General features: G+C 58.2%; 22 protein-coding genes and 1 CRISPR repeat array. Of the genes, 13 read left to right on the plus strand and 9 right to left on the minus strand.

The features are described from left to right. The first annotated feature begins 153 nt into the window (after positions 1-153). Together cas1f and cas3f are read left to right on the plus strand one after the other, a co-directional pair. A complete protein-coding gene (gene cas1f / locus ACWHXT_RS01100; RefSeq protein ID WP_447927694.1) occupies positions 154-1,140 on the plus strand; it encodes a type I-F CRISPR-associated endonuclease Cas1f in 987 nt (328 codons plus the stop codon). Next, positions 1,137-4,481, plus strand: a complete 3,345-nt coding sequence (cas3f, locus tag ACWHXT_RS01105) for a type I-F CRISPR-associated helicase Cas3f (RefSeq protein ID WP_447956909.1) — start codon at positions 1,137-1,139, stop codon at positions 4,479-4,481. The genes cas1f and cas3f overlap by 4 nt, the downstream gene beginning before the upstream one ends. Here the strand turns inward: cas3f and ACWHXT_RS01110 are convergent, their stop codons facing one another. Together ACWHXT_RS01110 and ACWHXT_RS01115 are read right to left on the minus strand one after the other, a co-directional pair. Then, on the minus strand, positions 4,482-4,811 hold the full coding sequence (locus tag ACWHXT_RS01110; RefSeq protein WP_447956910.1) for a type II toxin-antitoxin system HicB family antitoxin: 330 nt from the start codon (positions 4,809-4,811) through the stop codon (positions 4,482-4,484). It lies immediately after the preceding gene. Positions 4,812-4,875: 64 nt separating this feature from the next. Continuing rightward, complete coding sequence (locus ACWHXT_RS01115; RefSeq protein ID WP_447956911.1) at positions 4,876-5,079, minus strand: toxin HicA; 204 nt, start codon at positions 5,077-5,079, stop codon at positions 4,876-4,878. A gap of 274 nt (positions 5,080-5,353) precedes the next feature. Here ACWHXT_RS01115 and csy1 point away from each other — a divergent pair, with 274 nt between their 5' ends. The 4 genes from csy1 to cas6f are packed head-to-tail and all read left to right on the plus strand — an operon-like array spanning position 5,354 to position 9,335. Next, positions 5,354-6,727, plus strand: a complete 1,374-nt coding sequence (gene csy1 / locus ACWHXT_RS01120) for a type I-F CRISPR-associated protein Csy1 (protein WP_447956912.1) — start codon at positions 5,354-5,356, stop codon at positions 6,725-6,727. After that, the gene (gene csy2 / locus ACWHXT_RS01125; RefSeq protein ID WP_447956913.1) at positions 6,714-7,721 is read left to right on the plus strand and encodes a type I-F CRISPR-associated protein Csy2; all 1,008 of its coding nucleotides are present in this window, start codon (positions 6,714-6,716) and stop codon (positions 7,719-7,721) included. The genes csy1 and csy2 overlap by 14 nt, the downstream gene beginning before the upstream one ends. Before the next feature lie 15 nt (positions 7,722-7,736). Further along, positions 7,737-8,762: a type I-F CRISPR-associated protein Csy3 gene (csy3, locus tag ACWHXT_RS01130; protein ID WP_447956914.1), complete on the plus strand. Its 1,026-nt coding sequence runs from the start codon at positions 7,737-7,739 to the stop codon at positions 8,760-8,762. A gap of 3 nt (positions 8,763-8,765) precedes the next feature. Then, positions 8,766-9,335: a type I-F CRISPR-associated endoribonuclease Cas6/Csy4 gene (gene cas6f, locus ACWHXT_RS01135; RefSeq protein WP_447956915.1), complete on the plus strand. Its 570-nt coding sequence runs from the start codon at positions 8,766-8,768 to the stop codon at positions 9,333-9,335. 129 nt (positions 9,336-9,464) lie between these two features. Further along, a CRISPR array of direct repeats spans positions 9,465-11,535; the repeat unit is 28 nt; unit sequence GTTCGCTGCCGCCCAGGCAGCTTAGAAA. A gap of 231 nt (positions 11,536-11,766) precedes the next feature. On the opposite strand, the gene ACWHXT_RS01140 is transcribed toward cas6f, so the two are convergent. Together ACWHXT_RS01140 and ACWHXT_RS01145 are read right to left on the minus strand one after the other, a co-directional pair. Beyond that, entirely contained in the window at positions 11,767-12,069 is a 303-nt protein-coding gene (locus tag ACWHXT_RS01140) for a hypothetical protein (RefSeq protein ID WP_447894882.1), read from the minus strand. A 62-nt stretch (positions 12,070-12,131) separates the two neighbouring features. Further along, a complete protein-coding gene (locus ACWHXT_RS01145) occupies positions 12,132-13,025 on the minus strand; it encodes an alpha/beta hydrolase (RefSeq protein ID WP_447956916.1) in 894 nt (297 codons plus the stop codon). A 150-nt stretch (positions 13,026-13,175) separates the two neighbouring features. Between ACWHXT_RS01145 and ACWHXT_RS01150 the strand changes: the two genes are divergently transcribed. The 5 genes from ACWHXT_RS01150 (at position 13,176) to glnG (ending at position 19,379) form a co-directional block, all read left to right on the plus strand. After that, the gene (locus ACWHXT_RS01150) at positions 13,176-14,204 is read left to right on the plus strand and encodes an acyltransferase family protein (RefSeq protein ID WP_447956917.1); all 1,029 of its coding nucleotides are present in this window, start codon (positions 13,176-13,178) and stop codon (positions 14,202-14,204) included. A gap of 457 nt (positions 14,205-14,661) precedes the next feature. Continuing rightward, on the plus strand, positions 14,662-16,068 hold the full coding sequence (glnA, locus tag ACWHXT_RS01155; RefSeq protein WP_447956918.1) for a glutamate--ammonia ligase: 1,407 nt from the start codon (positions 14,662-14,664) through the stop codon (positions 16,066-16,068). Positions 16,069-16,094: 26 nt separating this feature from the next. Next, the gene (locus ACWHXT_RS01160; RefSeq protein ID WP_447894886.1) at positions 16,095-16,679 is read left to right on the plus strand and encodes a DUF4124 domain-containing protein; all 585 of its coding nucleotides are present in this window, start codon (positions 16,095-16,097) and stop codon (positions 16,677-16,679) included. A 214-nt stretch (positions 16,680-16,893) separates the two neighbouring features. Further along, entirely contained in the window at positions 16,894-17,952 is a 1,059-nt protein-coding gene (gene glnL, locus ACWHXT_RS01165) for a nitrogen regulation protein NR(II) (protein ID WP_447956919.1), read from the plus strand. Continuing rightward, positions 17,949-19,379, plus strand: a complete 1,431-nt coding sequence (glnG, locus tag ACWHXT_RS01170) for a nitrogen regulation protein NR(I) (RefSeq protein WP_447527459.1) — start codon at positions 17,949-17,951, stop codon at positions 19,377-19,379. Before glnL ends, glnG begins: the two co-directional genes overlap by 4 nt. A 165-nt stretch (positions 19,380-19,544) precedes the next feature. Here the strand turns inward: glnG and ACWHXT_RS01175 are convergent, their stop codons facing one another. After that, a complete protein-coding gene (locus tag ACWHXT_RS01175; protein WP_447956920.1) occupies positions 19,545-20,060 on the minus strand; it encodes a YqiA/YcfP family alpha/beta fold hydrolase in 516 nt (171 codons plus the stop codon). A gap of 2 nt (positions 20,061-20,062) precedes the next feature. Next, positions 20,063-20,194 carry an entericidin A/B family lipoprotein gene (locus ACWHXT_RS01180; RefSeq protein ID WP_447527461.1) on the minus strand — a complete coding sequence of 44 codons (132 nt, stop codon included), beginning with the start codon at positions 20,192-20,194 and terminating at the stop codon, positions 20,063-20,065. Between the two features lie 752 nt (positions 20,195-20,946). Between ACWHXT_RS01180 and ACWHXT_RS01185 the strand changes: the two genes are divergently transcribed. Continuing rightward, positions 20,947-21,078, plus strand: coding sequence for a hypothetical protein (locus tag ACWHXT_RS01185; protein WP_447527462.1), 132 nt, complete (start codon positions 20,947-20,949; stop codon positions 21,076-21,078). A gap of 135 nt (positions 21,079-21,213) precedes the next feature. Here ACWHXT_RS01185 and ACWHXT_RS01190 read toward each other — a convergent pair whose 3' ends face one another. From ACWHXT_RS01190 to ACWHXT_RS01200, 3 genes are all read right to left on the minus strand, one after another. Continuing rightward, positions 21,214-22,674 carry a sodium/glutamate symporter gene (locus ACWHXT_RS01190; RefSeq protein WP_447927706.1) on the minus strand — a complete coding sequence of 487 codons (1,461 nt, stop codon included), beginning with the start codon at positions 22,672-22,674 and terminating at the stop codon, positions 21,214-21,216. A 109-nt stretch (positions 22,675-22,783) separates the two neighbouring features. Further along, the gene (locus ACWHXT_RS01195; protein ID WP_447527464.1) at positions 22,784-23,323 is read right to left on the minus strand and encodes a phosphatase PAP2 family protein; all 540 of its coding nucleotides are present in this window, start codon (positions 23,321-23,323) and stop codon (positions 22,784-22,786) included. Continuing rightward, positions 23,286-24,449 carry a glycosyltransferase family 4 protein gene (locus tag ACWHXT_RS01200; RefSeq protein ID WP_447956921.1) on the minus strand — a complete coding sequence of 388 codons (1,164 nt, stop codon included), beginning with the start codon at positions 24,447-24,449 and terminating at the stop codon, positions 23,286-23,288. The genes ACWHXT_RS01195 and ACWHXT_RS01200 overlap by 38 nt, the downstream gene beginning before the upstream one ends. 341 nt (positions 24,450-24,790) lie before the next feature. Here ACWHXT_RS01200 and ACWHXT_RS01205 point away from each other — a divergent pair, with 341 nt between their 5' ends. Further along, on the plus strand, positions 24,791-25,792 hold the full coding sequence (locus ACWHXT_RS01205; protein ID WP_447956922.1) for a porin: 1,002 nt from the start codon (positions 24,791-24,793) through the stop codon (positions 25,790-25,792). The last annotated feature ends 115 nt before the right edge of the window (positions 25,793-25,907 follow it).

Genomic DNA, 25,907 nt, shown 5'->3' on the forward strand with positions numbered 1-25,907 from the left:
CTGTTTATGGGTGGTAAAAAAGTCACGCTAAGCGTAGCACGCAACGAGAAAAACGAGCGTTTAATTAAGGTGCTTTAGGCTTAAGTATAGCGAGGGCCAGTGGTGTTTCAGGGCCAGGAATGGTTTGATGATAAAAAAGGTTAAGGGGGCTTTATGGATGATTTTTCACCCAACGATTTGAAAACCATCCTGCACTCGAAGCGGGCGAACCTTTATTACCTTCAACACTGCCGGGTGCTGGTCAACGGCGGCCGGGTCGAGTACGTCACCGATGAGGGCAGTAAGTCGCGCTACTGGAATATCCCCATCGCCAATACCACCTCGCTTTTGTTGGGCACCGGCACCTCGATTACTCAAGCGGCGATGCGCGAGCTTGCCAAGGCAGGCGTGCTGGTGGGTTTTTGTGGCGGCGGTGGCACGCCGCTATTTGCCGCCAACGAAGTGGATGTCGACGTTGCCTGGCTAACCCCGCAAAGCGAGTACCGGCCCACGGAGTACCTGCAGTACTGGGTACGTTTTTGGTTCGATGACGTAAAACGCCTGGATGCCGCCAGGGCGTTCCAGCAGGCCCGCCTTGCGCGTATCGAAGCGCTGTGGACCAGCCGGGTAATGAAAGACGCCGGGTTCGTCATTGCAACCGACCATTTGCATGGCGCGCTGGGTCACCATCGCGAAGCGATCGCCCAAGCACCCAGCACGGTTGACCTGCTTACCCTCGAAGCGCGCCTGACCAAAACGCTTTTCAAATTAGCGGTGAACGCCACCGACTATGGCGACTTCACCCGTGCCAAGCGCGGTACCGGCGTTGACCCCGCCAACCGCTTTCTCGACCACGGCAACTACCTGGCGTATGGGTTGGCCGCCACCGCCACCTGGGTGCTGGGCATCCCGCACGGGCTTGCCGTGTTGCACGGCAAAACCCGCCGGGGTGGGCTGGTGTTCGACGTGGCGGATCTCGTCAAAGACGCCGTGATTCTACCCCAGGCGTTTATCTCTGCCATGCGTGGCGATGAAGAGCAGGAATTTCGCCAGGCCTGCATCGAGCGACTGACCCGGACCGAATCCCTCGATTTCATGATCGATACGCTCAAGGACGTGGCCCAGGCGCTGGGGCATCAAGAGAAGAGCGGCGAGCCATGAACGTGCTGCTGATCTCCCAGTGCAACAAGAACGCGCTCAAGGAGACCCGGCGTATTCTCGATCAGTTCGCTGAGCGCCGAGGGGACCGCACCTGGCAAACACCGATCACCCAGGCCGGGCTTGATACGTTGCGTAAGCTTTTACGCAAATCCGCCCGCAAGAATACCGCCGTGGCCTGCCACTGGATTCGCGGGCACGATCACAGCGAGCTTTTGTGGGTGGTGGGGGATGCAGCCAAGTTCAATCTCAATGGCGCAGTACCGACCAATACCACCGCCCGAGATATCCTGCGCCGCCGCGATGAAAACGACTGGCACAACGGCGAAGACATTCTCCTGCTCACCGCGCTGGCCGCGTTGCTGCACGACCTAGGCAAAGCCTGCGACGCCTTCCAGCAGCGGCTTAAAGGCAAACTGGAAGGCCGCAACTTGTACCGCCATGAATGGATATCGCTACGCCTGTTCCAAGCCTTTGTAGGACGTGACGACGACGCTGCTTGGTTGGCGCGCTTGGCGGAAGGTGGCTATCAAGAGCGGGACTGGCTGGAAGATATGGGGCATGACGGAATAGATGCTTCTACCTCTGCAGTATTTAGTCAACTGCCGCCGCTAGCTGCCGCGCTGGGTTGGCTGGTGCTTAGCCACCACCGGCTACCGCTAAAACCACCGGAGCAAGATGGCACGGCTGAACGGCGCTGGGGCAGAGGAAAGACACCACTTCAGGCAGAGCAGCTAGGCGGGCTGTTTGCATCTATTCATGCCGAGTGGAACGAGATTCCTGAGACCCAGGATCCCAAACGCATAGCGCCGTACTGGCAGTTCAGTAAGGGCTTGCCGGTCAGCACGCCGCGCTGGCGCGAACGAGCGGGGAAGTTAGCCTCTCGGCTACAGGCGCGGCTGCAAAATGGTAGTCACTGGCTGGAAAGCCGCTACGTGATGCACTTGGCCCGGCTTAGCTTGATGTTGGCCGACCACCACTATTCAAGCCTGGAAGACTTGCAGCATCGTGTGAGGGGCGAACCCAATTATCCGTTGACCGCCAATACCGTGCGTAAAACCGGCAAGCCCAATCAGCCATTGGATGAGCATATTCTGGGCGTTGAAAAACACGCCGCCGCAGTCGCCCGTGCGCTGCCCAGCGTCGACAGCCACTTACCCCGTTTAGCTCGCCATAAGGGCTTTCGTAAGCGCAGTAGTCACCCACGTTTTCGCTGGCAGGATAAGGCCTTCGATCTAGCCCAGTCGCTGAGAGAACGCAGTCAACGTCAGGGTTTTTTTGGTATCAACATGGCTTCCACCGGCTGCGGTAAAACCTTGGCGAATGGGCGCATCATGTATGCGCTGGCCGATCCTCAGCAGGGCGCGCGCTTCAGTATTGCGCTAGGTCTGCGCACCTTGACGCTGCAAACCGGTCAGGCCCTGCGTGAACGTCTACATTTGGGTGAAGATGAACTCGCTGTGCGGGTGGGAGGCAGCGCCAATAAAACCTTGTTTGAGCACTACGAGCAAGAGGCCGAAGCCAGCGGCTCGGCTTCCAGGCAGGCGCTGATCGAAGAAGACGCCCACGTGGTATTTGACGGCAATTTTGAGAGCCACCCGGTGCTGCGTCGTTTGAGTGACGAGCCGGGTACTCGCGCACTGATTGCCGCCCCCATTCTGGTATGTACCGTTGACCATCTGGTTCCCTCTACAGAGAGCACACGAGGCGGACGGCAAATCGTACCGATGCTTCGCCTGATGAGCAGTGACTTGGTGCTCGATGAAATAGACGATTTCGATATCAGCGACCTGCCTGCGCTTACCCGGCTCGTCAATTGGGCAGGGCTTCTTGGCTCACGGGTACTACTTTCTTCGGCTACCCTGCCGCCCGCGTTGGTGGAAGGATTGTATGAAGCCTACCGCAGCGGGCGTGAAGCCTTTCAACGCCACCGTGGCGAACCGGGCTTGTCGGTCAATATCTGCTGTGCCTGGTTCGATGAGCACGATCGCCAGCATCACGATTGCGTCAGTAGTGAGACCTTCAAAACAGCCCACCACGCCTTTGCCAAGCGTCGGTTAGAGCGCCTCGCCAAAAGCCCGGTACGCCGCCGCGCGGATATTTTAGCGTTGCCACCGCTGGGTAAACGCCCGGAAGAGATCAGGCCTGCGATAGCGACCCTGCTGCGTGAAAATGCGCTCGCGCTCCACCAACAGCATCACTCCGTTGACCCCTGCTCAGGCAAACGCGTCAGTTTTGGCTTGATTAGAATGGCCAATATTGACCCGTTGGTGGATGTTGCCAGGGCACTATTTCAACAGGGTGCCCCTGAAGATGTGCGACTTCATCTGTGCGTCTATCATTCTCGCCACCCATTAGTCATGCGCTCAGAAATTGAACGTCGGTTGGACAAAACGTTGCAACGGGCCGAGCCTGAACGCGTGTTTCAGCAGCCCGATATCCGCCGGTTATTGGATAGCTGCGCAGAAAACGACCACCTGTTTATCGTGCTAGGCTCGCCGGTCACGGAAGTGGGGCGTGATCATGACTACGACTGGGCCATTGTCGAGCCTTCTTCCATGCGTTCGATTATTCAGTTAGCGGGCCGCGTGCGCCGTCACCGCGAACAAGCCTGCGAAGTGCCCAATATTTTGCTTTTGGAAAGCAATCTAAAAGACCTTGAGCAACCGGGTGCCCCTGCCTTCCATAAACCTGGTTTTGAGACGAACGCTACCTGGCGTCTCAATAACCACTCTCTTAACACCTTGTTAACGCCGGATGAGTATCAGGTAATTGACGCGCGGCCCCGTGTGCTGGCGCGGGAAACGTTGCACGCCAAGGAAAGCCTCGTTGATCTTGAACACGCGCGGCTGCACCAACTGATGATCGAGCCGCCCGCCGAGCCATTAACTAAAAAAGAACTACGCATAGGCAAAGCGCCTAACCCGCCGCCGCTAGGCGCTTACAGTTGGCACGTAATGCCACACCTGCATTTGACGGGGGTGTTGATTCAACGTGATCCGTTTCGTAAGCAGCTCGAACCTGAAATAACGCTAGCGCTGTTGCCCGATGAGAGCGGAGAAAGCTGGACACTGCACCGCGTAGACGACGGCGCAAGGCGTGGTGAAAAGCTTTATGTACCAGTGGAAGAGAGCCTGCTGGTACGGATAGACCTGGCAAGCGAGCAAGGAGAGCGGATTCAGCCTTGGGGTACAAGCGACTACCTGACGGCACTGGCTGACTTGGCAGAAGACCTGGATATCCCCCTTGATCGCGCTGCTCGGGTCTTCGGCACGGTAACGGCCTCCGCTAGAAACCAGCGGTGGGGGTATCACCCGGTATTAGGATTTTGGCGGAGTCGCTAGCTAAACATTTGCGAGCCGATCACTAACCAAGCGATTGAGGCTTATGTTTTCCTCTGCTGCCTTGATCGCAAGCTCACGGTGTTTTTCCGGGGGGATTCGCACATTAAAACGACCAGAATAGTGCCGCTCGGAAAGAGGGGTGGGGGGGATTTCGCCTTCGGCTTCCATGTCGCCCACCACCTCAGAAATGAGGGAGAGTATGCCGTCCAAGGCTTCCTGGTGGCTATCTGCAAGCCAGGAAAGGCTGGGTAGTTCGGTGCATAAGCCAACGAACTGGTCGTCTTCTTCAGACCAGCGTATACGGTATGTGTAATGGGTATGGTTAACCATGGCACGACTCCTATCGTCATATAGATGACGATAATTTATCAATGGCAGTGAGCACTTGGCGTACCTAATAAACCTTGGCTTCTCCATTTTTCCCTCGCTGGATATTAACGCGAGGGTCGCCGGGCCACGGTGTCTTGTACACCTGATGACTGGTTTTTTGCTGACGAGGAGGGCCAAAGTAGTGGTCACAAAGATATGCTAGCTCGTCGAAGCTCATGTTCTTGGGCTGACGACGTGCCTTATCCAGAAGCTTATCAAGCTTTGCCATAGGCGCTCTTATCTTTAGTACCAATAATAGTACTGTATAAATGATATGTCACGTTTTAGGGCTTGAGGCAGAGGCCCCTGCTGCCTGTGCGGCAGCGCTAAGTAACGAGCACACTTTACTAAGCTAGCTTTACGCCAGGTCGTTATTATAGCCCAGAATTGGCTATCACGAGTACACTGGAAAATAACTGGAAATTTAAATTAACTTCGCATAGCTTGGCTAGCAGTACTTCTAAATTGTCGAGAAGCTCCATAGACAATCACAAGGATAATCCATGGTGATAACTCAGCAGGCAGTGATTCGAAGCATCATTGAACAATTCTTAAAAGAACGCTTCGATACCAAAGCGGAAAAGCTGGTGCCCGACGACCCAAAATACCAAGCGCTGGTGGAGCAGTTCCAGTTCGACACCTGGATCAACGATGCGGCAAGGCGTGTAGGCCAGCTGCAAGTGGTTACCCACTCTTTAAAACCCATCCACCCTGATGCAAAAGGCTCCAGCCTTTACGCACCTCCGGAATCGCTACACAAACACTATCTTGTCGGTAGTCATGTATTACCTGCTGACTTTGCAGGCGATGTGGTGGGAAACGCTGCCGCCCTGGACGTTTACAAGTTCTTGAAGCTGCAATTTGAAGGCAAATCGCTGCTTGAGCGCGCGCTGGAAAACGATAACGAGTTTGCCCTAGCGTTAAGCGATAACCCCGAACAAGCTCAGGCGTGGATCAACGCCTTCGCGGCGATTACCGAACCGCGTGGTGAGCACGCCTCGCATACCCGCGCAAAACAGCTCTACTGGCTAATGGGGGATGATGCCGCAGACATTGAAAATGACGCCGAGAACTTTCATCTACTAGCCCCGCTCTATGCCACTTCGCTGGCGCACCGCGTCTTTCAAACCATTAATCATGATCGCTTTAGCGAAGAGGCCAAAGACGCCCGTAAAGCTAAACGAGAAGGCAAATACACGGAGCAGCCGGTACACAACTACCCCGACCTGGCCGTGCAGAAAATGGGTGGCACCAAGCCGCAGAATATCTCTCAGCTTAATAGCGAGCGGGGCGGGAATAACTATCTATTAGCCTCCATGCCACCTCGTTGGAACGTGCGCGATATTCGCCCGCCGCTAAAATTAGCCTCGGTTTTTACTCACCCCGGCGTTTTTAGCCGTCGTCCAGAAGTGCGCTCGCTGATAAAAGAGCTTAAGCAATTTCTTGAAACTAACCCGAACGCGGACATGCACACCCGCGACCTGCGTGATGATTACACGGCCATGCTGATGGATGAGCTGGCGCTGTTCACGATGCAAATGCATAGCCTGTCGCCGGGATGGAGCAACGACGAAAAATGTGAACTGGTCGCCGAAGAAGCCTTTTGGCTAGACCCTGGCCGTGCCGAGGAAGATGTCGCTTTTCGTGAGGCGCGAAACAGCGCGGAATGGGCCGATGATATTCGCCATCGCTTTGCTAACTGGCTCAATGCGGCGGTGGGTAACAAGCTCCCTTTAGGCGATGTGGAATTTCGTCACTGGAAGAAAACGCTGGCAAAAGATACGACCCACCAAGCCATGCTGGATCGTGACCGCCGCTGGATGGAAAACCTCGTGGAAGACTTAACCAACCTGCCAGGAGGTGATGACGATGAGTAACGTTAAAAATCTCTTGGTTCTGCCGCACCTGCGGGTACAAAACGCCAACGCGATTTCCAGCCCGATGACTTGGGGCTTTCCCGCCATGAGCGCTTTTGTGGGCTTGATGCACGCCCTGGAGCGCAAGCTCTTTTTAGCCGGTATCAACGTTTCGCTTAGTAGCGTTGGCGTAATTTGCCATGACTTTGAAGCCCAAGCCACTAAAGACGGCTATATCCGGGGCTTTCATTTAACACGTAACCCTCTCTCTTCTGATGAAGATCGTAAGAAAATCGAAAAAGATGGCAGTTACATAACACCGTCTTTTGTAGAAGAAGGGCGCGTTCATCTGGATATCACGTTGGTCTTTGCCATTGAGACCGCCGCTGTAGAAAGCGATCACGACAATATGGCTAACCAGATCTGTGAAATCGTGGCAGGCATGCGTATTGCCGGGGGCAGCGTGGTGTCTAACCGCAACGTGCCAAGCCATCAGCAGCGCCCGCAATGGGTGGTGCTGGATGACAAGGAGGAAGAGCGGGCCAGGCAGTTTGCGCGCCTCAAGCGCCGCTGGCTGCCGGGCTTTGCGCTCACCCTGCGCGATGACTACCTCGCGAAACATCACCAGACGCTACAACAGCAAAACTCCGAGGCCAGCTTGCTGGACGCATGGCTTGATCTCTCACGGCTTAACCACCACTGCGCGCTAGAAAACGAAGGCCAGTCCAACGAGAAGCCCGTTTGGCAGGTGCAGCGCCCTTATCGCGGCTGGCTGGTGCCTATTCCCGTAGGGTACGGCGCTATTTCCGATCTTTTCAATCCTGGCGAAGTCGCCAATGCCCGTGATGAAAAAACCAGGTTTCGCTTTGTCGAAAGCCTCTACTCGATTGGCGAGTGGGTTAGCCCGCACCGCATGAAGCAACCCGAAGATCTGCTTTGGTACGTTGATAACGACGAAGAAGCGGATCTTTACCGGCTCAATAACGATTACCACCTTCGCGCCACTGCACAATAAACAAGGAGTTTTATCATGGCTAAAAACGATACCCTTAAAACCGCCTCCGTCCTTGCCTTTGAGCGTAAGCTCGACCCCTCCGACGCGCTGCTCTATGCCAGCAGCTGGGATGCGCGGGAAGATGAACAGCAGTGGCAGCCAGTCCTAGTGCGTGAAAAGTCGGTACGCGGGACGATTTCCAATCGTCTCAAAGCGAAAGACCAGGATCCTGCGAAGCTGGATGCTGAAATTGAAAATCCCAATCTTCAAACGGTAGATGTCGCCACACTACCTCATGATGCCGATACCCTGGTCGCTCGCTTCACCCTTCGAGTATTGGCTGGTGCCGGAACGCCTTCGGCCTGCAATAACGCCGAATACCAGGCCAAGCTGGAGCAGGCAGTTGCTGAGTACAAGCAAGCACAAGGCTTCGGCGAGCTGGCCCACCGTTACGCCAATAATCTCGCTAACGGCCGCTTCTTGTGGCGCAACCGCATGGGCGCAGAGCAAGTAGAAGTCAGTATTCGTCAGTTGGCTCAAGGCAGCGTCGCTAAAGAGTGGAAATTCGATGCGTTATCGCTTTCGCTGCGAACGTTCGAAGACACCGCCGAGCTTAAAGAACTCGCCAGTGTGATCGCAAAAGCGCTGGCGGGTGAGCAGCACCTGCTGCTTGAGGTAGTAGCCTACGTGCGCGTGGGCAGTGGCCAGGAAGTATTCCCCTCCCAGGAACTGATTCTTGACCGGGGGCGTGGCGATAAGAGCAAAACGCTGTATCACGTCAGCGATATTGCCGGTATTCACTCGCAGAAGTTGGGTAATGCCATTCGTACCATCGACACCTGGTACCCCAATGAAAACGATGAAGACCTGGGGCCTATTGCCGTAGAACCATACGGCTCAGTGACCACACAGGGCAAAGCGTATCGTCAGCCCAAGCAAAAAGCGGATTTTTACTCGCTGCTGGATAACTGGATGATTAAAGATCAGGTGCCGTCTACCGAAAACCAGCACTTTGTCATGGCGACCCTCATCCGCGGCGGCGTATTCGGCGAAGCGGGGTAGGCCATGGATCACTATATCGATATCCACTTAAGGCCCGACCCGGATTTCCCCGAACCCATGCTGATGGGCGCGCTTTATAACAAACTGCACCGGGCGCTTTTCGACCTGGAAGCAAACGATATCGGCGTTAGCTTTCCGCTACGTAAGCACGGAGTGAACGCACGCACGCTGGGCGGTCATCTGCGTTTGCACGCCACCCAAGCGCGCCTTCAGCAGCTGATGGCCGCCAACTGGCTCACCGGCATGCGCGACCACGTGAGCGTGAGCGACGTGCTAGCGGTGCCCGCCAATGCTCAGCACATTAACGTAGCGCGTAGGCAGTTCAATACGGGAAGCCCCAGCCGTGCGAAACGCTATGCCAAACGGCATGACGTATCAGAAAGCGAGGCGCGCCAAATTTACGCCAAGGTGGCGGAAAAGCGTATCGAATTACCCTTCGTGAACATCAATAGCCGCTCGACCCAACAGCGTTTTAGCCTGTTTATCGAGCATGGTAAACCTCGGGGCCAATCGGTGGTGGGTGTGTTCAACCGCTATGGTTTAAGCCCCGACGCGACCGTGCCATGGTTTTGACCCTTTTTTTGAGCATAAGAAAGGGTAGCGGTTAATCAAGCACTTAGCGGTATCACTTGGAAAAGGGGTGATACCGCTTTTTTGGCTAAAGCTCTTTAACAATCAGAACGTTAATTTTGGTATGCTCTAGTTCGCTGCCGCCCAGGCAGCTTAGAAAACCACGCGCCGGTCTCATCGAAAGAGCCCCAGGTTCGCTGCCGCCCAGGCAGCTTAGAAAGATGCGCGAATTGATCTTTTGCACCTGATCGGGTTCGCTGCCGCCCAGGCAGCTTAGAAACTGAATACCATGAAGGCAATGCGCTAGAAAAAACGTTCGCTGCCGCCCAGGCAGCTTAGAAAAAAGGCACTGTGTGCGTATCCAATTACACAGGGTTCGCTGCCGCCCAGGCAGCTTAGAAAATGACAGGCTTCTTGGAGATGGGCTGTGAAATGTTCGCTGCCGCCCAGGCAGCTTAGAAAATGTCGCCCCGTACACTTCGATCATTTTCGCCGTTCGCTGCCGCCCAGGCAGCTTAGAAATTACGCTTCGCCATTTCCTGCTTGAACGTCTCGTTCGCTGCCGCCCAGGCAGCTTAGAAATATCGGCCCGGCTTCGTCGCTGTCTGTGCTCAGTTCGCTGCCGCCCAGGCAGCTTAGAAAAGAGAAAAATGAGCAGCACGATAGCCCAAAGAGTTCGCTGCCGCCCAGGCAGCTTAGAAAATGCTCGGCGCGTTGCAGCTCGAGCAGCTTGGGTTCGCTGCCGCCCAGGCAGCTTAGAAAACTGCGTTGGCGTCTATGCCGGGTAGCGTGCCGTTCGCTGCCGCCCAGGCAGCTTAGAAACAGCGCGATAGCTCCTTACACGCACCCACCAAGTTCGCTGCCGCCCAGGCAGCTTAGAAAAAGACTTATGCGATCAACGCTACCGTGAGCAAGTTCGCTGCCGCCCAGGCAGCTTAGAAAATCATCGTTGCCCAGGACTACGAGTTTGAGGCGTTCGCTGCCGCCCAGGCAGCTTAGAAATCAACCGGCAACCGCGACGATTCACAGCGCACGTTCGCTGCCGCCCAGGCAGCTTAGAAATTCTGACGCGAATGGCCCCGGCTTCGCCCGAGGTTCGCTGCCGCCCAGGCAGCTTAGAAAACCACGGCCAGCATGGACATCGGCGTGTCTGAGTTCGCTGCCGCCCAGGCAGCTTAGAAAAGTGGCCGTGTGGTTCTCCTGGAAAGAGGATCGTTCGCTGCCGCCCAGGCAGCTTAGAAATGGAGGCGATTGCGGCGAGTAATCACAGCCTCGTTCGCTGCCGCCCAGGCAGCTTAGAAAAGAACGACACCGCCTGGCCGCCGATGCCCGCCGTTCGCTGCCGCCCAGGCAGCTTAGAAAAACGGCGATGGCCAGATCAGCTACCTGGAGGCGTTCGCTGCCGCCCAGGCAGCTTAGAAATGGAAGATGACGAGTTCGAAACGCTCATCAAGGTTCGCTGCCGCCCAGGCAGCTTAGAAAGTTAAGCATGTCCTCGTCGATCGTGAACTCGGGTTCGCTGCCGCCCAGGCAGCTTAGAAATCTTGACAGTAGTCGCCTCGACAGTGCGACCCGTTCGCTGCCGCCCAGGCAGCTTAGAAAAACCTTCAAGCCGAGCAGTCCGGTTTTTGCCAGTTCGCTGCCGCCCAGGCAGCTTAGAAAATCGGGATAGCGCGACGTGGGAAAGTAGCCCAGTTCGCTGCCGCCCAGGCAGCTTAGAAAAGCACTATCGGCGGCATCAGCAGCGTTACTGCGTTCGCTGCCGCCCAGGCAGCTTAGAAAGCCCGCTACTGACACGATACCTCTGCTCCCCTGTTCGCTGCCGCCCAGGCAGCTTAGAAAGCTTGCTGCACTGATAAGCTGTATTGCTTCAGGTTCGCTGCCGCCCAAGCAGCTTAGAAACAGTAAGTCGTTGTCGTAGATGCCGACGCCCTCGTTCGCTGCCGCCCAGGCAGCTTAGAAACCGCCTTTCTGATTCAGTACCGCAATAACTTTGTTCGCTGCCGCCCAGGCAGCTTAGAAATATCGCAACAACTATCAGCACGCCATGTCACTGTTCGCTGCCGCCTAGGCGGCTTGGAAAATAGGCAGCGGGCTGACGCTATTACCGCACATGTTCGCTGCCGCCCAGGCAGCTTAGAAACGCCAGCCCGCTACCCCCGCCAGCCCGCTACCGTTCGCTGCCGCCCAGGCAGCTTAGAAAATGTCGTCGAAGAGCTCAGGCTGTGCCTTCAGGTTCGCTGCCGCATGGGCCGCCAGCGCATACGGGGGAGTAGAGAACGTCCAGCGAGTGGGGCGATGCAGATGGGGAGACTCGAACTTTCATACCGTGCTGTTGAAAGGCTTTAATCAAGAGCCGACTGATTCGGCCCCACCGCTTGGGGGTACTTCGTCATAAGCGGTGGGGCGCACGCTGCGTTAGCGTAGGCGGGGCTTACTTTTCTTCTTCCCAGCGTTCCATCGCGCGCTTGTCATCCGGCAGGCGTACGATGTCGTCGATGTTGAGTTTGCCTTGGGTTTTGTGGCGGTGGCCGTGTTCGTCGAGGATGGCGGCCACGGTGCCGATGCTGACGGCGTCTTCTTCCCGGTAGGTTTCTACTTTGACGCGTACGATACGGCGCTGGTAGCGGGCGGAGAGAATGGCGCCGGGGTAAGGCGGGGTGTGGTTGGGGTCGCCCTGGAAGTAGGCCGCGACGCTGGCGCTGCCGGGGTCGTCCCATTCGATATGTTGATGCATCCTCAATATCCTTTTGTCGAGTGAGTGATGAGCTTAGTGTAGTTTGTCGTCAGGGGCCTCGCCTACTGGCCGTCCCATTCGCCGTTATCGGGTGTTTCCTCGGCGCCAACGTATTGAAACAGGAAGGTAAGCGCCGCGGGTAGGCTGGCACGCCATACACGCCAGGTGTGCCCGCCGGGGTAAAGGTCCAGGCGCACTTGGCCTGGTTGAATGCGCTCGATTGCCTGGCGCAGCAGGCGGGCGTGATATTCGGCGTCAAACTCATCGCGGCGGCCCGCGCTGATATAAAGCGGCACCGGGGGCGTGGCGCTGGGTTCGTTGTTGGCGCCCGGCGCGACCGCCAGGCGGTAATCTTCCAGGTGAGCCGGATAGTTGAGCCGCTGCCAAAGCGCTTGATCGAACTCGCCCTGGGCGTCGAGAAAGGCCGGGTGGCGGTGCGCCGAGGAGTTGCGCGGCGGTGCGGGGACGTAGCTTGCCGGGCTAAGCGCCGCTACCGCGGCGAACAGGTCCGGCCGCTCGAGGGCGAAATTCAGCGCGCCGAAGCCGCCGGCCGAGAGCCCGGCCACGCCGCGCTTGGCGCGGGTGGTGCCTACGCGGTAGGTGGTTTCGATATGCGGCATCAGGTCGTCGAAAAAGGCGCGGCGAGCAGGCTCGTTATAGCCATCGACCCACCAACTGCGGCTGCCCGGCATGACGAACACCGCCGGGGGGAGGTGCCCGGCGTCGATCAAACGGTCGACGGTTCGGGCCAGCCGCCCCCGGCTGACCCAGTCGTGTTCGTTGCCGAACGAGCCATGCAGCATGTAGACCACCGGGTAGGGCTCGGCGGCATCTACCTGGTAGCCGTCGGGCAGGTAGAGCGTGTAAGGGTAGTCATCACCTAGCACCGGGGAGGGGAACGCGTGGCGCGAGACCTCGCCGGCCAGCGCCGGGGCACTGAGTAAAAAAGTACTCATAACAACAGTGAGCGCACGCGCTGAGCGCATAAGATAAGCCGCAATAGGGTGAAGGGGCACACTGCCTCCGAGTGTTCATGACAAAAGGGATGTGACCAGCGGGGCTGGCTGCGCTATTAGCATAGCAGCGCCTCAGGGCAGGAGGCTTGGATGCAAAAGGTCGAGGAGATTTATTGGCTGCGCGCCTACGGATGCGCGGCGGTTTTCCTGTTTCATTGGCTGGACCATCTCAATCAACGCGTGGACACCCTGACCACCGATTTGATGCGTATCCCCCTGGTGTTGGGAACGCCGGTTTTTTTGTTTATCTCCATTTTCGTGTTCGCGCTTCGCTACGCCCGCCAGGTGCCGCCGGGGTTTTTATGGCAACGCGTTAAGTACGTGATGCTGCCCTACGTAACGTATGGGTTTATCTACGCCACCGCCGAGTGGGTGCGCCTGAATATGGGCGGGACCTCGGTGGGGTATTTAAGCGTTGCCCGGGAGTACTTTCTCTACGCGGGCTGGCACGGCTACTTTCTGATTATCGCCATGCAGTTCTACGTGGCGTACTGGTTGTTTGCCCGCTGGCGGCTGTGGCGGTTCGACCCGGTGCCCGGGCTTTGGGTGAGCTGCGTGGTCAGCATGGCGTACTGGGGCACGGCCTACTGGCTCGAGGTGGCGCCGCCAGGCTACCTGCTATGGGTCGCCCCGCTTGGCTGGGTGTATCTGTTCTTTTTGGCGCTGGTGCTGGTGCGCTACTACCAGCCAGTAGCGCAAGGCGCGACAAAACCCCGCCCGCCGCGCTGGATGCAAGTGTTCTCCTCCCCGGTTTGGCTGGCCGGGGCGGTGGTGCTGATCGTACTGGCTACGCTTCCCGGCTGGCTGGTGTTCACCTCCAAGGAGGTGTGGGTGATCCCGCTGTTCGTGTTGGCAACGCTTTGCGCCATGCGCTACCTGAAAGGGCGCCCCGCGCCTGCGTGGATGCGCACGATCAACCGCTACTCCTTCGGCATTTATCTCGCCCACCCGATGTTTTTTGCCATTGTCGATACGGTGGTCGGCGTAGAAACCCTGCCGCTTTTCCTTTACGCGCTGCTGTTGATCGTCGTGGGCGTCGTGGGCTCTATCGGGCTGAACAAGATCGCGAATACCACCACGTTGACCACCATGCTCTTTGGGAAGCGCTTGAAAGTGTAGCAAAGAGGCGATCACCCCGTGCTTGCGCACGCATTTGGTTCAATAAAGGCTTTTATGAACCCTTTTGGTGCAGTTGAAAGTGACTTCTGAGCCCCGTCCCGGGTGCGTTGATTTGAACGCGCAACATCAGGGCAGCTTTCGGGTTGAGAAAATCATTTTTAAAACAGAGGCTTGGTAATTCGCCATGCCATATTGGTGCAAAGTTGGCACGTTACATGCTTATTAAACGGCAACGGCTGGCGTCGTAGGCAAACGCCTCACAGCGTGCTACAACGATAGTCGGTTTATTTTAATCGCTGGTCACAGGGTCGGGTTTGAAACTCGCCTTAATGCGAATACACAACAAAGGCGTGCTATACGCTCGCGGCGTATCAACGGTTTTGTTCAACAATACGTTTAATAGATCGCTTAACAGTACACGCTTTAAGCCACGCTCATACCGGAGACGGAGAACAGTATGTCAGCCAAGACGCTCGCGCTAATCGAAGAAAATGAAGTCAAATGGGTAGACCTGCGTTTCACCGATACGCGCGGTAAAGAGCAGCACGTCACCGTACCGGCACGGGACGTGGACGAAGAGTTTTTTGAAAACGGTCAGATGTTCGATGGCTCCTCCATCGAAGGCTGGAAGGGCATCAACGAATCCGACATGATTCTGCGCCCGGAAGACGGCACCGGCTTTCTCGACCCCTTCACCGAAGATGCCACGCTGATTTTGCGTTGCGACATCATCGAGCCGGCCACCATGCAGGGTTACGATCGCGACCCGCGCTCCATCGCCAAGCGTGCCGAAGCCTACCTCGAGTCCACCGGCCTTGGCGACACCGCGTTTTTCGGCCCGGAACCCGAGTTCTTCATCTTCGACGAAGTACACTGGAAGACCGACATTCAAGGCTCCATGTACAAGATCTCCTCGGAAGAGGGCGCTTGGGCGACCGACAGCCAGATCGAAGGCGGCAACCTGGGCCACCGCCCGCGTGTGAAAGGCGGCTATTTCCCGGTTCCGCCGGTGGACAGCTTCCACGACATTCGTGGCGCAATGTGTAACACCCTTGAGGCGATCGGCCAGAGCGTCGAAGTGCATCACCACGAAGTGGCGAACGCCGGTCAGAACGAAATCGGCGTCAAGTTCAACACCCTGGTGAAGAAGGCCGACGAAGTTCAGGAAATGAAGTACGTGATCCACAACGTGGCCCACGCCTACGGCAAAACCGCGACCTTCATGCCCAAGCCCCTGGTTGGCGATAACGGCTCCGGCATGCACGTTCACCAGTCGTTCTGGAAAGATGGCGCCAACCAGTTCGCCGGCGACGAGTACGCGGGCCTTTCCGAAATGGCGCTTTACTACATTGGCGGCATCATCAAGCACGCCCGTGCCCTGAACGCCTTCACCAACGCCTCGACCAACTCCTACAAGCGTCTGGTGCCGGGTTTCGAAGCGCCGGTCATGCTGGCCTACAGTGCGCGTAACCGTAGTGCGTCGATCCGTATTCCGTACACGGCTAGCCCGAAAGGCAAGCGTGTCGAAACGCGCTTCCCCGACCCGACCGCCAACCCGTACCTGGCGTTCGCGGCCATGCTGATGGCGGGTATCGACGGCATCAAGAACAAGATTCATCCTGGCGATGCCATGGACAAGAACCTGTACGACCTGCCGCCGGAAGAAGGCAAGGCCGTACCGACCGTGGCCTCGAGCCTCGACCAGGCGCTGGAAGCCCTCGACGCTGACCGCACCTTCCTGACCGAAGGCGGTGTGTTCACCGATGACATGATCGACGCCTACATCGAGCTCAAGATGGAAGAAGTGACGCGCATGCGTATGGCGACGCACCCGGTCGAGTTCGACCTGTACTACAGCTGCTAAGCTCTAACGTTAGGGGCACCCTTGAGGTGTTACTGACTCAAAACCCCGCCTCGGCGGGGTTTTTTTATGGGGAGAACATGGGCATGCGTGTCATTGGCATGGCGAAGTACGCGCGCCTGGCGGCGTTGCTGTTGGGGCTTTCGCTGACGGCGGGAAAGCTTCAGGCGCAAACGGTGTACCGCGTGGTGGATGAAAGCGGCCGGGTCACTTATACCGACAACCCGGAGCGCGGCGGCGAGGCGATCACGCTGGCGCCGTTGCCCGGGGTCGAGCGGACGTCGCCGCCACCGTCTTCGAGCCCGACAAGGGCCCGGCCCGGCCAGCCCTTCATGCCCTACGACCGGTTTGTGATCGCCAACCCGTCGGCCGAGGCGCTGATTCGCGATGCCATGACCCCGGTCGAGGTGTACGTTGAGCCGGCCCTGCGCGACGACCATCAAATAAGGCTTCTGGTGAACGGCGAGGTCAGCCAGTCGGCGCTGCACAGCGACGCGTTTTGGTTGACCGGCTTGCCGCAAGGGCACCACCGGCTTCAAGCCGAGCTGCTCGATAGCCAGGGGCGCGTTCAGCACCGCACTGACGCGGTGAGTATTACCGTCGCGCCGCGCTAATATGCACTAAAATGGTGCGAAGTCGCGGCGTTAACCGGGCTGTGCTGCGCTATTAAACGCCGCGTTGCGCCGCCTTAATGCGTTAAAGCCGTGCACGACGGTGCTAGCGCCCAATTGGCGCGCTTTTTGCAATTCCTCTTAAAACATCACACAGACATTGCACCACACGATGATCAAGCCACGCGAATTCTTAAGGGGCTCCTCAGGACACGCCATGTATCAGCGTTTACTCGAACACCTCACCACCGCAGTGCTGCTGCTGGACGGTGAACTGCGCGTCTGCTGGATGAACCCGGCCGCCGAAGCGCTACTGGCGGTCAGCATTAGCCGCGTCAAGGGCATGAGTCTGGACACGCTGCTGGGCTGTGGCGAAAGTATCGATAATGTATTGGCCAAGGCGCGCGACGCCTTTCACCCTTATACCCAGCGCGAGGCGCGCATTACCCCGCTCAACGGCGAGCCACTCACCGTGGACTACACCGTCACGCCGCTTTCGCCTGGCGAGCTTCTACTCGAAGTGGAGCCGCGGGACCGGCTAATGCAGATCTCCCGGGAGGAGGCGCTGACCACCCGCCAGGAAACCATCAAGGTGCTGGCCCGGGGCCTCGCCCACGAGGTGAAAAACCCGCTGGGCGGTATTCGCGGCGCGGCCCAGCTTCTTGAGCGCGACCTCGACGACCCGGCGCTTCGCGAATATACCCATATCATCGTTCAAGAAGTCGACCGGCTAAAAGACTTGGTCGACTCCATGCTCGGCCCTCATCACATTACCCGGCACGCGCCGGTCAATATTCACAAGGTGCTCGAGCGCGTGCGCACGCTGCTGCTCGCCGAGCATCCCGATGTGGTCATCTCGCGGGATTACGACCCCAGCTTGCCGGATCTTTCCGGCGACGAATCCCAAATGATACAGGCGGTGTTGAACGTGGCGCGCAACGCCGTCCAGGCCATGAGCGAAGCCGAGACACCCACCCCGGAGCTGATTCTGCGTACCCGCGCCAAGCGCCAGTTCACCCTGGGCGCGGAGCGCCATCGGCTGGTGAGCGAAGTGGGTCTGATCGATAACGGCCCGGGTATCCCCGAGGCCCTACGCGCGACGCTTTTTTACCCCATGGTCTCCGGGCGCGCCGAAGGCAGCGGCCTGGGGCTCTCCATTGCTCAGTCGATTCTGCATCAACATCAGGGATTGATCGAATGCGACTCACACCCCGGACGTACCGAATTTCGTCTGTTAATTCCGTTGGTCAATAACATTACCGGAGACGCGTCATGACTGAGGCGACACAAACCGATGTTTCACGGGTGGTCATCGTCGATGACGACCGCGCTATCCGTTGGGTGCTGGAGCGCGCCCTGGCGCAGCCGGATCTTGACGTCGAGTGTATCGAGCGCGCCGATACCGCCCTTGACCGGCTCTTGAGCGACCCGCCGGATGTGCTGGTCACCGATATCCGCATGCCGGGGATCGACGGGCTGGATTTGCTCTCGCGCGTGCGCGAGGCGCATCCGGATCTACCGGTCATCGTCATGACCGCCCACTCGGATTTAGACAGCGCTGTGGCCTCCTATCAGGGCGGGGCTTTCGAGTACCTGCCCAAGCCTTTCGACGTGGACGAAGCGCTGGCGCTGGTGCGTCGTGCGGTCGCCCACGCTCGCGAGCGTCAGCGCCCGGTCAGCGTGCCGGAAGGCCTCAACGCCGAGATCATCGGCGAGGCGCCGGCCATGCAAGAGGTGTTTCGCGCCATCGGGCGGCTGTCGCACTCGCACATTACGGTGTTGATCAACGGCGAGTCCGGTACCGGTAAGGAGCGCGTTGCCCAGGCGCTTCACCAGCACAGCCCCCGCGCCGGCCACCCGTTTATCGCACTGAACATGGCGGCGATTCCGAAGGATCTCATCGAGTCCGAACTGTTTGGCCATGAAAAAGGCGCCTTTACCGGCGCCGGTGCGCAGCGCCAGGGCCGTTTCGAGCAGGCCAACGGTGGCACGCTTTTTTTGGATGAGATCGGCGACATGCCGGCGGAAACGCAGACCCGCTTGCTGCGCGTACTGGCCGACGGAGAGTTCTACCGGGTGGGCGGGCATACCTCGGTGAAGGTCGATGTACGTATCATCGCCGCCACCCACCAGAACCTTGAGTCATTGGTGGACGAAGGGCGCTTTCGCGAGGATCTGTTCCACCGCTTGAACGTGATCCGCGTTCACCTGCCACGGCTCTCCGAGCGCCGGGAAGATATCCCGCGGCTTACGCGTCACTTTCTGGCCGAGGCCGCCAAGGAGCTTTCGACCGATATCAAGGTGCTCACAGCGGACGCCGAGACACACCTGACCAAGCTGCCTTGGCCGGGTAATGTCCGCCAGTTGGAAAACATCTGCCGGTGGCTAACGGTCATGGCGTCCGGGCGTGAAATATTGATCGAGGACCTGCCCCCGGAGCTGCGTACCATCAGCGCTTCGTCCGCCGGGGGCCAAAGCGATTGGCGCACGGCCTTTCGCGGCTGGGCGGACCACGCCCTGGCCGAGGGCCATACCCACCTGTTGGAAGAAGCGGTGCCGGATTTCGAGCGCATTTTGATCGAAACCGCGCTCAAGCACACCGGCGGGCGTAAGGGCGAAGCCGCCGAGCTTTTGGGCTGGGGGCGCAATACGCTGACCCGCAAGCTAAAAACGCTGCTGCCCGCGCTGGCGGATGAAGCCTAGGGTCTGTCTGAAAAGTCGGCGAGCGAAGACAAGACAAGGCAAAAATTGGCGAAAAAACGGAGTTTACATGTGTAAATGAGTATTTTGAGCCAATTTTTAACGCCGTATTGTCGAGCGCAGGCACTTTTCAGGCAGAGCCTAACTAACAGAAGTAGCCGCGCCGCGTCAGGCGCTTTGGCAAAGGGCTAGAAACTGCTCGAAGTCACGCAGAATGAGTTCGAGGCTTGCGTGCAGGCGATGGTCGTCATCCACCATGCGAAGCCCAAGCCGCTGGCGGCGGGCGTGTTCGATGACCGGGCCAAAAGGCACCACGTCGTCCTGCCAACCGTGAATGATATGCGTGTGCCGGGCCTGAAGCGTCACCGTCGTTTCCGGGTACTCTGCCATGCCAAGCGCCGGCGCCAGTAAAAAACAGCCCAGCACCGGGTAGCGTTGGCTGACCGCCGCGCTCAGAAAACCGCCCAGGCTCGACCCCGCCAGAATACACTGGGCGGGGTCGTCGCCCCGGGCTTGCAACGTGGCGAACAGGTGCTCGAGGCGTGCCTTGAAGCTCGGTTGGCTGCGGTAATCCATCACGACCGGCTCATAACCTTCATGACGTTCTACCACGCTCTTGAGCGCTTGCACTTTCAGCGCCTCGGGGCCGCTTTCCAAACCGTGGGATAAATAAACCTGTTTCAAAATTACTCCGCTGCGTCCTGAATGACCGAGCCCCCCTGTTCAATATCCTCCCCGGCGCCACGAATCGTGTTGCAACCGCTTACCAATAAAAGTGTCATCAACAGCAGTAAACCCATAGCAAGAGCGCGTGTCATTGGCGGATACCTGTCGTAAGGATAGAAGCGGGGGCGTTTCCGGGCAGCGCGTTAGCATCGGCTACCTCAACACTACTTTAGCCAGCAATGCGTACTTTGGTAAGCACTATTTACAGGTTTCCCGGCCGCCGGGCTAGCGCGTAGAGCGAGGGGGTATCGGCCTGGGTAAGGCCAGGCTGTGCCATCGTGACCAGCCGGGGGTTGGTTAATGTCGCATGTGCCATTTTTATACAAGATTTGACCTCTTTTGCACGCTTACAAAGCGACAGGTCTGACTTTTATTTGTTTTTTAATTAACTGATTATAATGGCTTTTATTGTTTGTTTTGGCATGTTGGCCCGTGTCGTGCAATGTTATGGGCAGTAGCCACCGCGTTAAGTGATTGAAACCCCTTAAAACGGTTTGAGCAGGCTACAGGATAGTAAGGACGGCATGGAGCCAACAGAAGATGGATTTTAATGGACACTAGCCTGCTCACTCGCACCGACGCAGGATCGCGTCGGCATCAAGGCCAAGGAGCGGCGGCGATGCAAACTGGCCATTTCGTTTAAGCGAGATGGCTTTTTTGCGTCCATAAAAAATTATTAATTGACTGATATTTATACCTAATTTGCCACGTCAAAGGCAGCCTACGAACGTCTGTATGAAATTTTATACAGATGGTGGATCCTTTTTGGTCTATCCTCAGGGATAAACCAATTCAGCGGCTATAAAACGTCAACGTAACAGCCGTCTACTCAGGGATACGCGTCATGGCAATGGCATTGATGTTCGTCATGTTTATACTGTTTTTAGGCTTTTCTGCGGTGGGCGTCTACGTGATGTTCAAGACGTCCTTCATGACGCCGGAAGAGCTCGACGATATTCCCCCGGATCTCAAGTAAAGGCGTCGACCGCGCCCCTGGCGGGTAGTGTATTCAGCACCGGGGCTTTTGTTTTAATCACACCGTTCACTCCCACACCCATCATCCAACGCCAACGCCCGCTTATGCGGGCGTTGGCGTTTTACGAGCGGCGTTTCATTCGTTGGACTCACCCTGCCAGCGGCCCTTGCCACCCTCGGGCACCATCCGGCCGAAATACAGCAGTCCGAACGCCAGCCATCCGGCGGTCAAAAGCCCGGTGAAGATGAGAATGGCGAGCGGGCCGAATTCGGCGATCAGGGGCAGGGCGGCAGCGGTAAAGAGCCCGCCGCCTACGATGGGCTCGAACATCAGCTGCTTGTAGCCAAAGCTTTCGAGCGCACCGGACTCGTTTTTAGGGTCGGCCATGCGCATGAGCAAAAGCCCGGTGACCGTCACGCCCATGGACTGGCCAAAGTCGCCGATGCCGCGCTCGAACCAGTGCTCGGGGATGATGCGCGGGGCCAGCACGATCAAAACGAATAGCCCCCAGGCGATACCCGCAAACGCCAGCAGCAAAAACGGCACGAGGTATTCGCTTAGCGTGGTGAGCGAAAGCGTGGCGAGTGCGGCCACGATGGTAAAGTCCAGCGCGGTGCCCGCAATGCGCGACATGGTGCGCGTCGACACGTGGCGCTCCCAGCCAAAGCGCATGATGATCAGCTGTACGACCACCCCGCCGATCATCGCAATCGGGAACAGCGGCACGTGGGCAAGGATTTCGAGCCCGCCATCGCTTGCCCAGGTGACCTGCTCGATCCATTGAAGCCCGGAGAGGATTAGCCAGCCAAGCACGATGGCAATGCCGACCAGGCCAATATGCAGGCTCAGCGGGTCGGTGGTGCCGGCCTCCTGGTTAAGGTCCTTTTTGAACTCGCTGAACTCTTCCGTCGAGGGGCGCTCGTCATCGCGCATGGTTTCGTCCGGCGTCTCTTCTTGCTCTTCCTGACCCAGGGTGACCACTCCACGCCGCGCGGCAATATTGATCATCACCGTGCCGATCAGCACGCCAGAGACGATACCCACCGTGGCAAGCCCCAGCGCTAAATCGGCGCCTTCGGCAAAGCCCAGGTCGGCGAAGGTGTCGGCCATGCCGGCGGCCGTACCATGGCCGCCCTCGAAGCCGATTTCGATCAGCGCCCCGGCCATGGGGTTCATGCCGAACACCGGCGCTAACACCAGCAGCGCAAGCGTTAGCCCCACCACGTACTGCCCCCAGGCCATGGTTTGTCCCACCACCACCTGAGGCCCTGCGCGCATCCAGATCGTGCGAAGCCCAGGGATCGTTTTACCGATGAACAGGGCCGCGAACACCACATTGATCAAAAGCCCGGGCAGCGACGACCAGCTCTCCTGCACGTAGCCGGGGAAAAGCCCCGGGCTTTCTTCGAATAGGGTCGGCATGAAGCGCCCGATCACGTCCGGGCCCAACAGCAAAAGCAAAAGTCCCGCGATGACGGAGCTGGGCAGAAAGAGGCGGCGAAGCCAGGGCAGTAGCAAGCGGATGGCGTTGCTTAACAATAGCGCCAGGCCTATCAATACCAGCGCAATGAAAAGCTCACCTACGGTCATGGTCATGTCATCACTCCCTGATGATCGGCATTGGAGGGGCAACGTTTGCAAGGTACATAAACGTTAGGAGTGATTTAACCGTAGTGGTTTTTGGGTAAAAGCGCTACGCAATGCGCTACGGCATGACATAAAGGCTCAGCAGCGCAAAGCCGTAGCCAATCGCCGCGCCGGCCAGTACGTCGCTTACATAGTGAAGGCCAAGGCCCACCCGGGAAAGGGCGATCAAGGCGCTTAGCGGCAGCACGACCACCAAAAGCCAGGGCGTATGCGCGGCGACCATCACGCTGAACATCACCGCGTGCATGGTATGCCCGCTTGGAAAGCTGTAGCGGTCGCGGGCGGGTTCGCCGCAGTGCACGCCGCCCAGGTAGGTGATAAACGGCCGCTCCCGACAAAGCCGGGTTTTGATCAACCGGTAAACACACAGGGCGATCAGGGCGATGGCGCTGTACTGCATCACCCGGCGGTTGCCGTCCGGGGTTAGCCAGGGCTGGGCGGCAATCAACAGTACCCATACTGGCCAATCGCCCAGTTTACTGGCGGTTTGTAGTACGACCCGCCAGGCCGGGTTCAGTGACAGGCGAGTGACGCGCTGGCAAAAGCGCCACTCCCACACATCAAGACGATCGAATACGACAAGTGGGCGAGAGCGCATGGTGGGCCTCCTGGGCTTTTTGTAGGTAACGCTTGAACTGCGTGGCAATGCCGGTCCAGCTGTGTTCGAGCACGCCAAGCCTGGCCGTGCGCCCGAGCCGAGCGTAGTCGGCGGGGTGCTGGCAAAGCTCGGCGGCGGCGTGATGAAAGCCGGCCGGGTCATCCGGGGCGATGCTGACGCCGTTGTCACCACTGCGGATCAATTCGGCGCTGGCGGCGTGGTTAAAGGCGACCACCGCCAGGCCGCTTGCCATGGCCTCGGTAATCACGTTACCCCAGGTTTCGGAAAGCGACGGAAATACGAAGATATCGGCGCTGGCGTAGTGGCGCGCAAGCGCCGGCTGGTCCAAAAAGCCAGTAAAGTACGCCTGGGGCAGCGCTTTTTGAAGCTGCTCCCGGGCCGGGCCGTCGCCCACGATCACCTGGGCCATGTCCGGGCGCACTTCGCGCATCGCCTGGAAGGTTTCCACCAGCAGCGTAAGGTTCTTTTCCGCCGCCAGCCTCCCTGCGTATAGCGCAACGCCCTGATGTTCGTTGACGCCCCACTGCGCTCTCAGCGTATGGTCGCGGTGCGCGGGCGAGAAGTGCTCGGCGTCGATCCCCCGCGAAAGAACGTTGACGCCGCGAATGGCTTGGCTTCGCAGGGTGCTGGCCTGCGCGTGGGTGGGCACCAGCGTGAGCGCGCAGCCGTTATGAAAGTGGCGCAGGTAGCGAAGCGTGGCGGCGCTGAGCCAGGACATGCCGTAGTCATGGCAGTAGTGATCGAAGTTGGTGTGCCAGCCGGCTACGCAAACCACGCCCAATCGGCGCGCCGCTCGGCGCGCGGCAAGCCCAAGCGGGCCCTGGGTGGCCAAATAGATGACGTCTGGTGGGTGCTTTTGCCAAAAACGGGCAAGCTTGCCCGGGCTTGCAAGCCCAACCTGCACCTCGGCGTAGCCGGGAAGAGGCAGGCGATGAACCTGCAGCTCCTCGCCAAACGCCGTGATATGCCCGCCCGCACGGGGTTTGGGGCGCACGATATCGATATGTACGCCCTGGCGTTTTAGCTCGTGAGCGAGGCGATTGAGTGTATGGGCGACTCCGTTGATATCCGGCGCCCAAGTCTCACTCACTATACAAAGCCGCATGTGCCTCGCTCCTTCCCTCAACGTTTCACCAAGCGTGGCAAAACGTCATGACAAATCCGGGTCACGCGAGTGAACAACTAATGACAACACCGCCCGCGCTTACCTTCACTCTTTTACATAACATCTAAATATTTAATTTATATGTACAAATTGATATATTAGGAGAATTTTATTTTTATCGCTTTCAGCGACAGACTTTAAGATTACTGCAATAAAAACCTACTAGAGTTTGTTTCGCTAAGGGGTTGGTGGTGGCCCGGGAACCCGCCTGGGGGCTCATGTCACGCGCTTATTAAAAAATGAAGCAGCAACGACTGCTGTTCACTGCAATGGGATGGTTCATGTTTAAAAAAACGGTACTGGCGCTGGCGCTCACAAGTGCATTCACAGCAGCGGGCGCGCAGGCGGCCAGCGTTTATGACGAAGACGGCACCGCCGTCAACGTCTACGGGCGGATCGCCATGGGGGTCGAGGGGGGCGGTCTTAACGATGGTGTGAATAACGGCGCCGAGTTTCGCGATTTCAGCTCGCGCATGGGCTTCAAGCTACAACAGCAAATAGCGCCGGACCTTGCCGCGTTCGGCCGCCTGGAGTGGCGCTTCAACGGTGATGAGCGCAGTCGTCCGGGTTTCAAGGAACTGCGTAAAAGCTACATCGGTGTCGAGAGCAGCCGCTTTGGTACGTTTACCGCGGGTAACTTCGACAGCTTCTACGACAACTACGTCATGGCGGTTTTCGACGTCTACGTGGGCGAAGGTTACGAGTTCGCCGGCGGCGGTCTGCAGGCGCGCGGTGACTCCATCGGTTACGAATCACCGGAGCTCGAGGGCTTTCAGGTGGTCTTCGCCGCCAAGCACTTCTCCGAGCGCGGCTTGACCGTCGACGAGCAAACCAGTGAAGGCAGCGTAGTCGCCACCCAGGGCGGCGTAGTGTACGAGGCCGGCCCTGCGCGTTTGGCGGTGGGTTATACGGAAGACACCGTACGCGGTGGCGGTAACGGCAAAACCCGCGTGGGTACCACCGCTGCCTACACTGCAAGCGACGCCTTCCAGGTGCGCGTAGGCTACGAGACCCGCGGCGACAGCAGCACGTACGGCGGCGGATTCGACCGCGTCGGCCTGGGCGCGACCTACACCTACGACGCGCTGGCCGTGTACGGTGACTACTACCACATCGACCCGGACAACGACGACAAGCGCAACGTCTGGGCGCTGGGCTCGCTTTATAACCTTTCCGATGATTTCGACGTCTTTGCCGAGCTCTACGAGTCCGACCTGGATTCCCTCGACCGCTACGACGATAACGACCTCTACTACGCAGTGGGTGCGCGCTACTACTTCTAACAAGGCACCCTTGCGGCCAGGCGCCTGCTTTGCGCAAGGGCCTGGCTAACTGGCACTACTCGAATCGATCTTTAGCCGGTACGGTGAAACCCCGTACCGGTTTTTTGCGTCGCAT

The sequence above is a fragment of the Vreelandella halophytica genome, assembly GCF_968193635.1.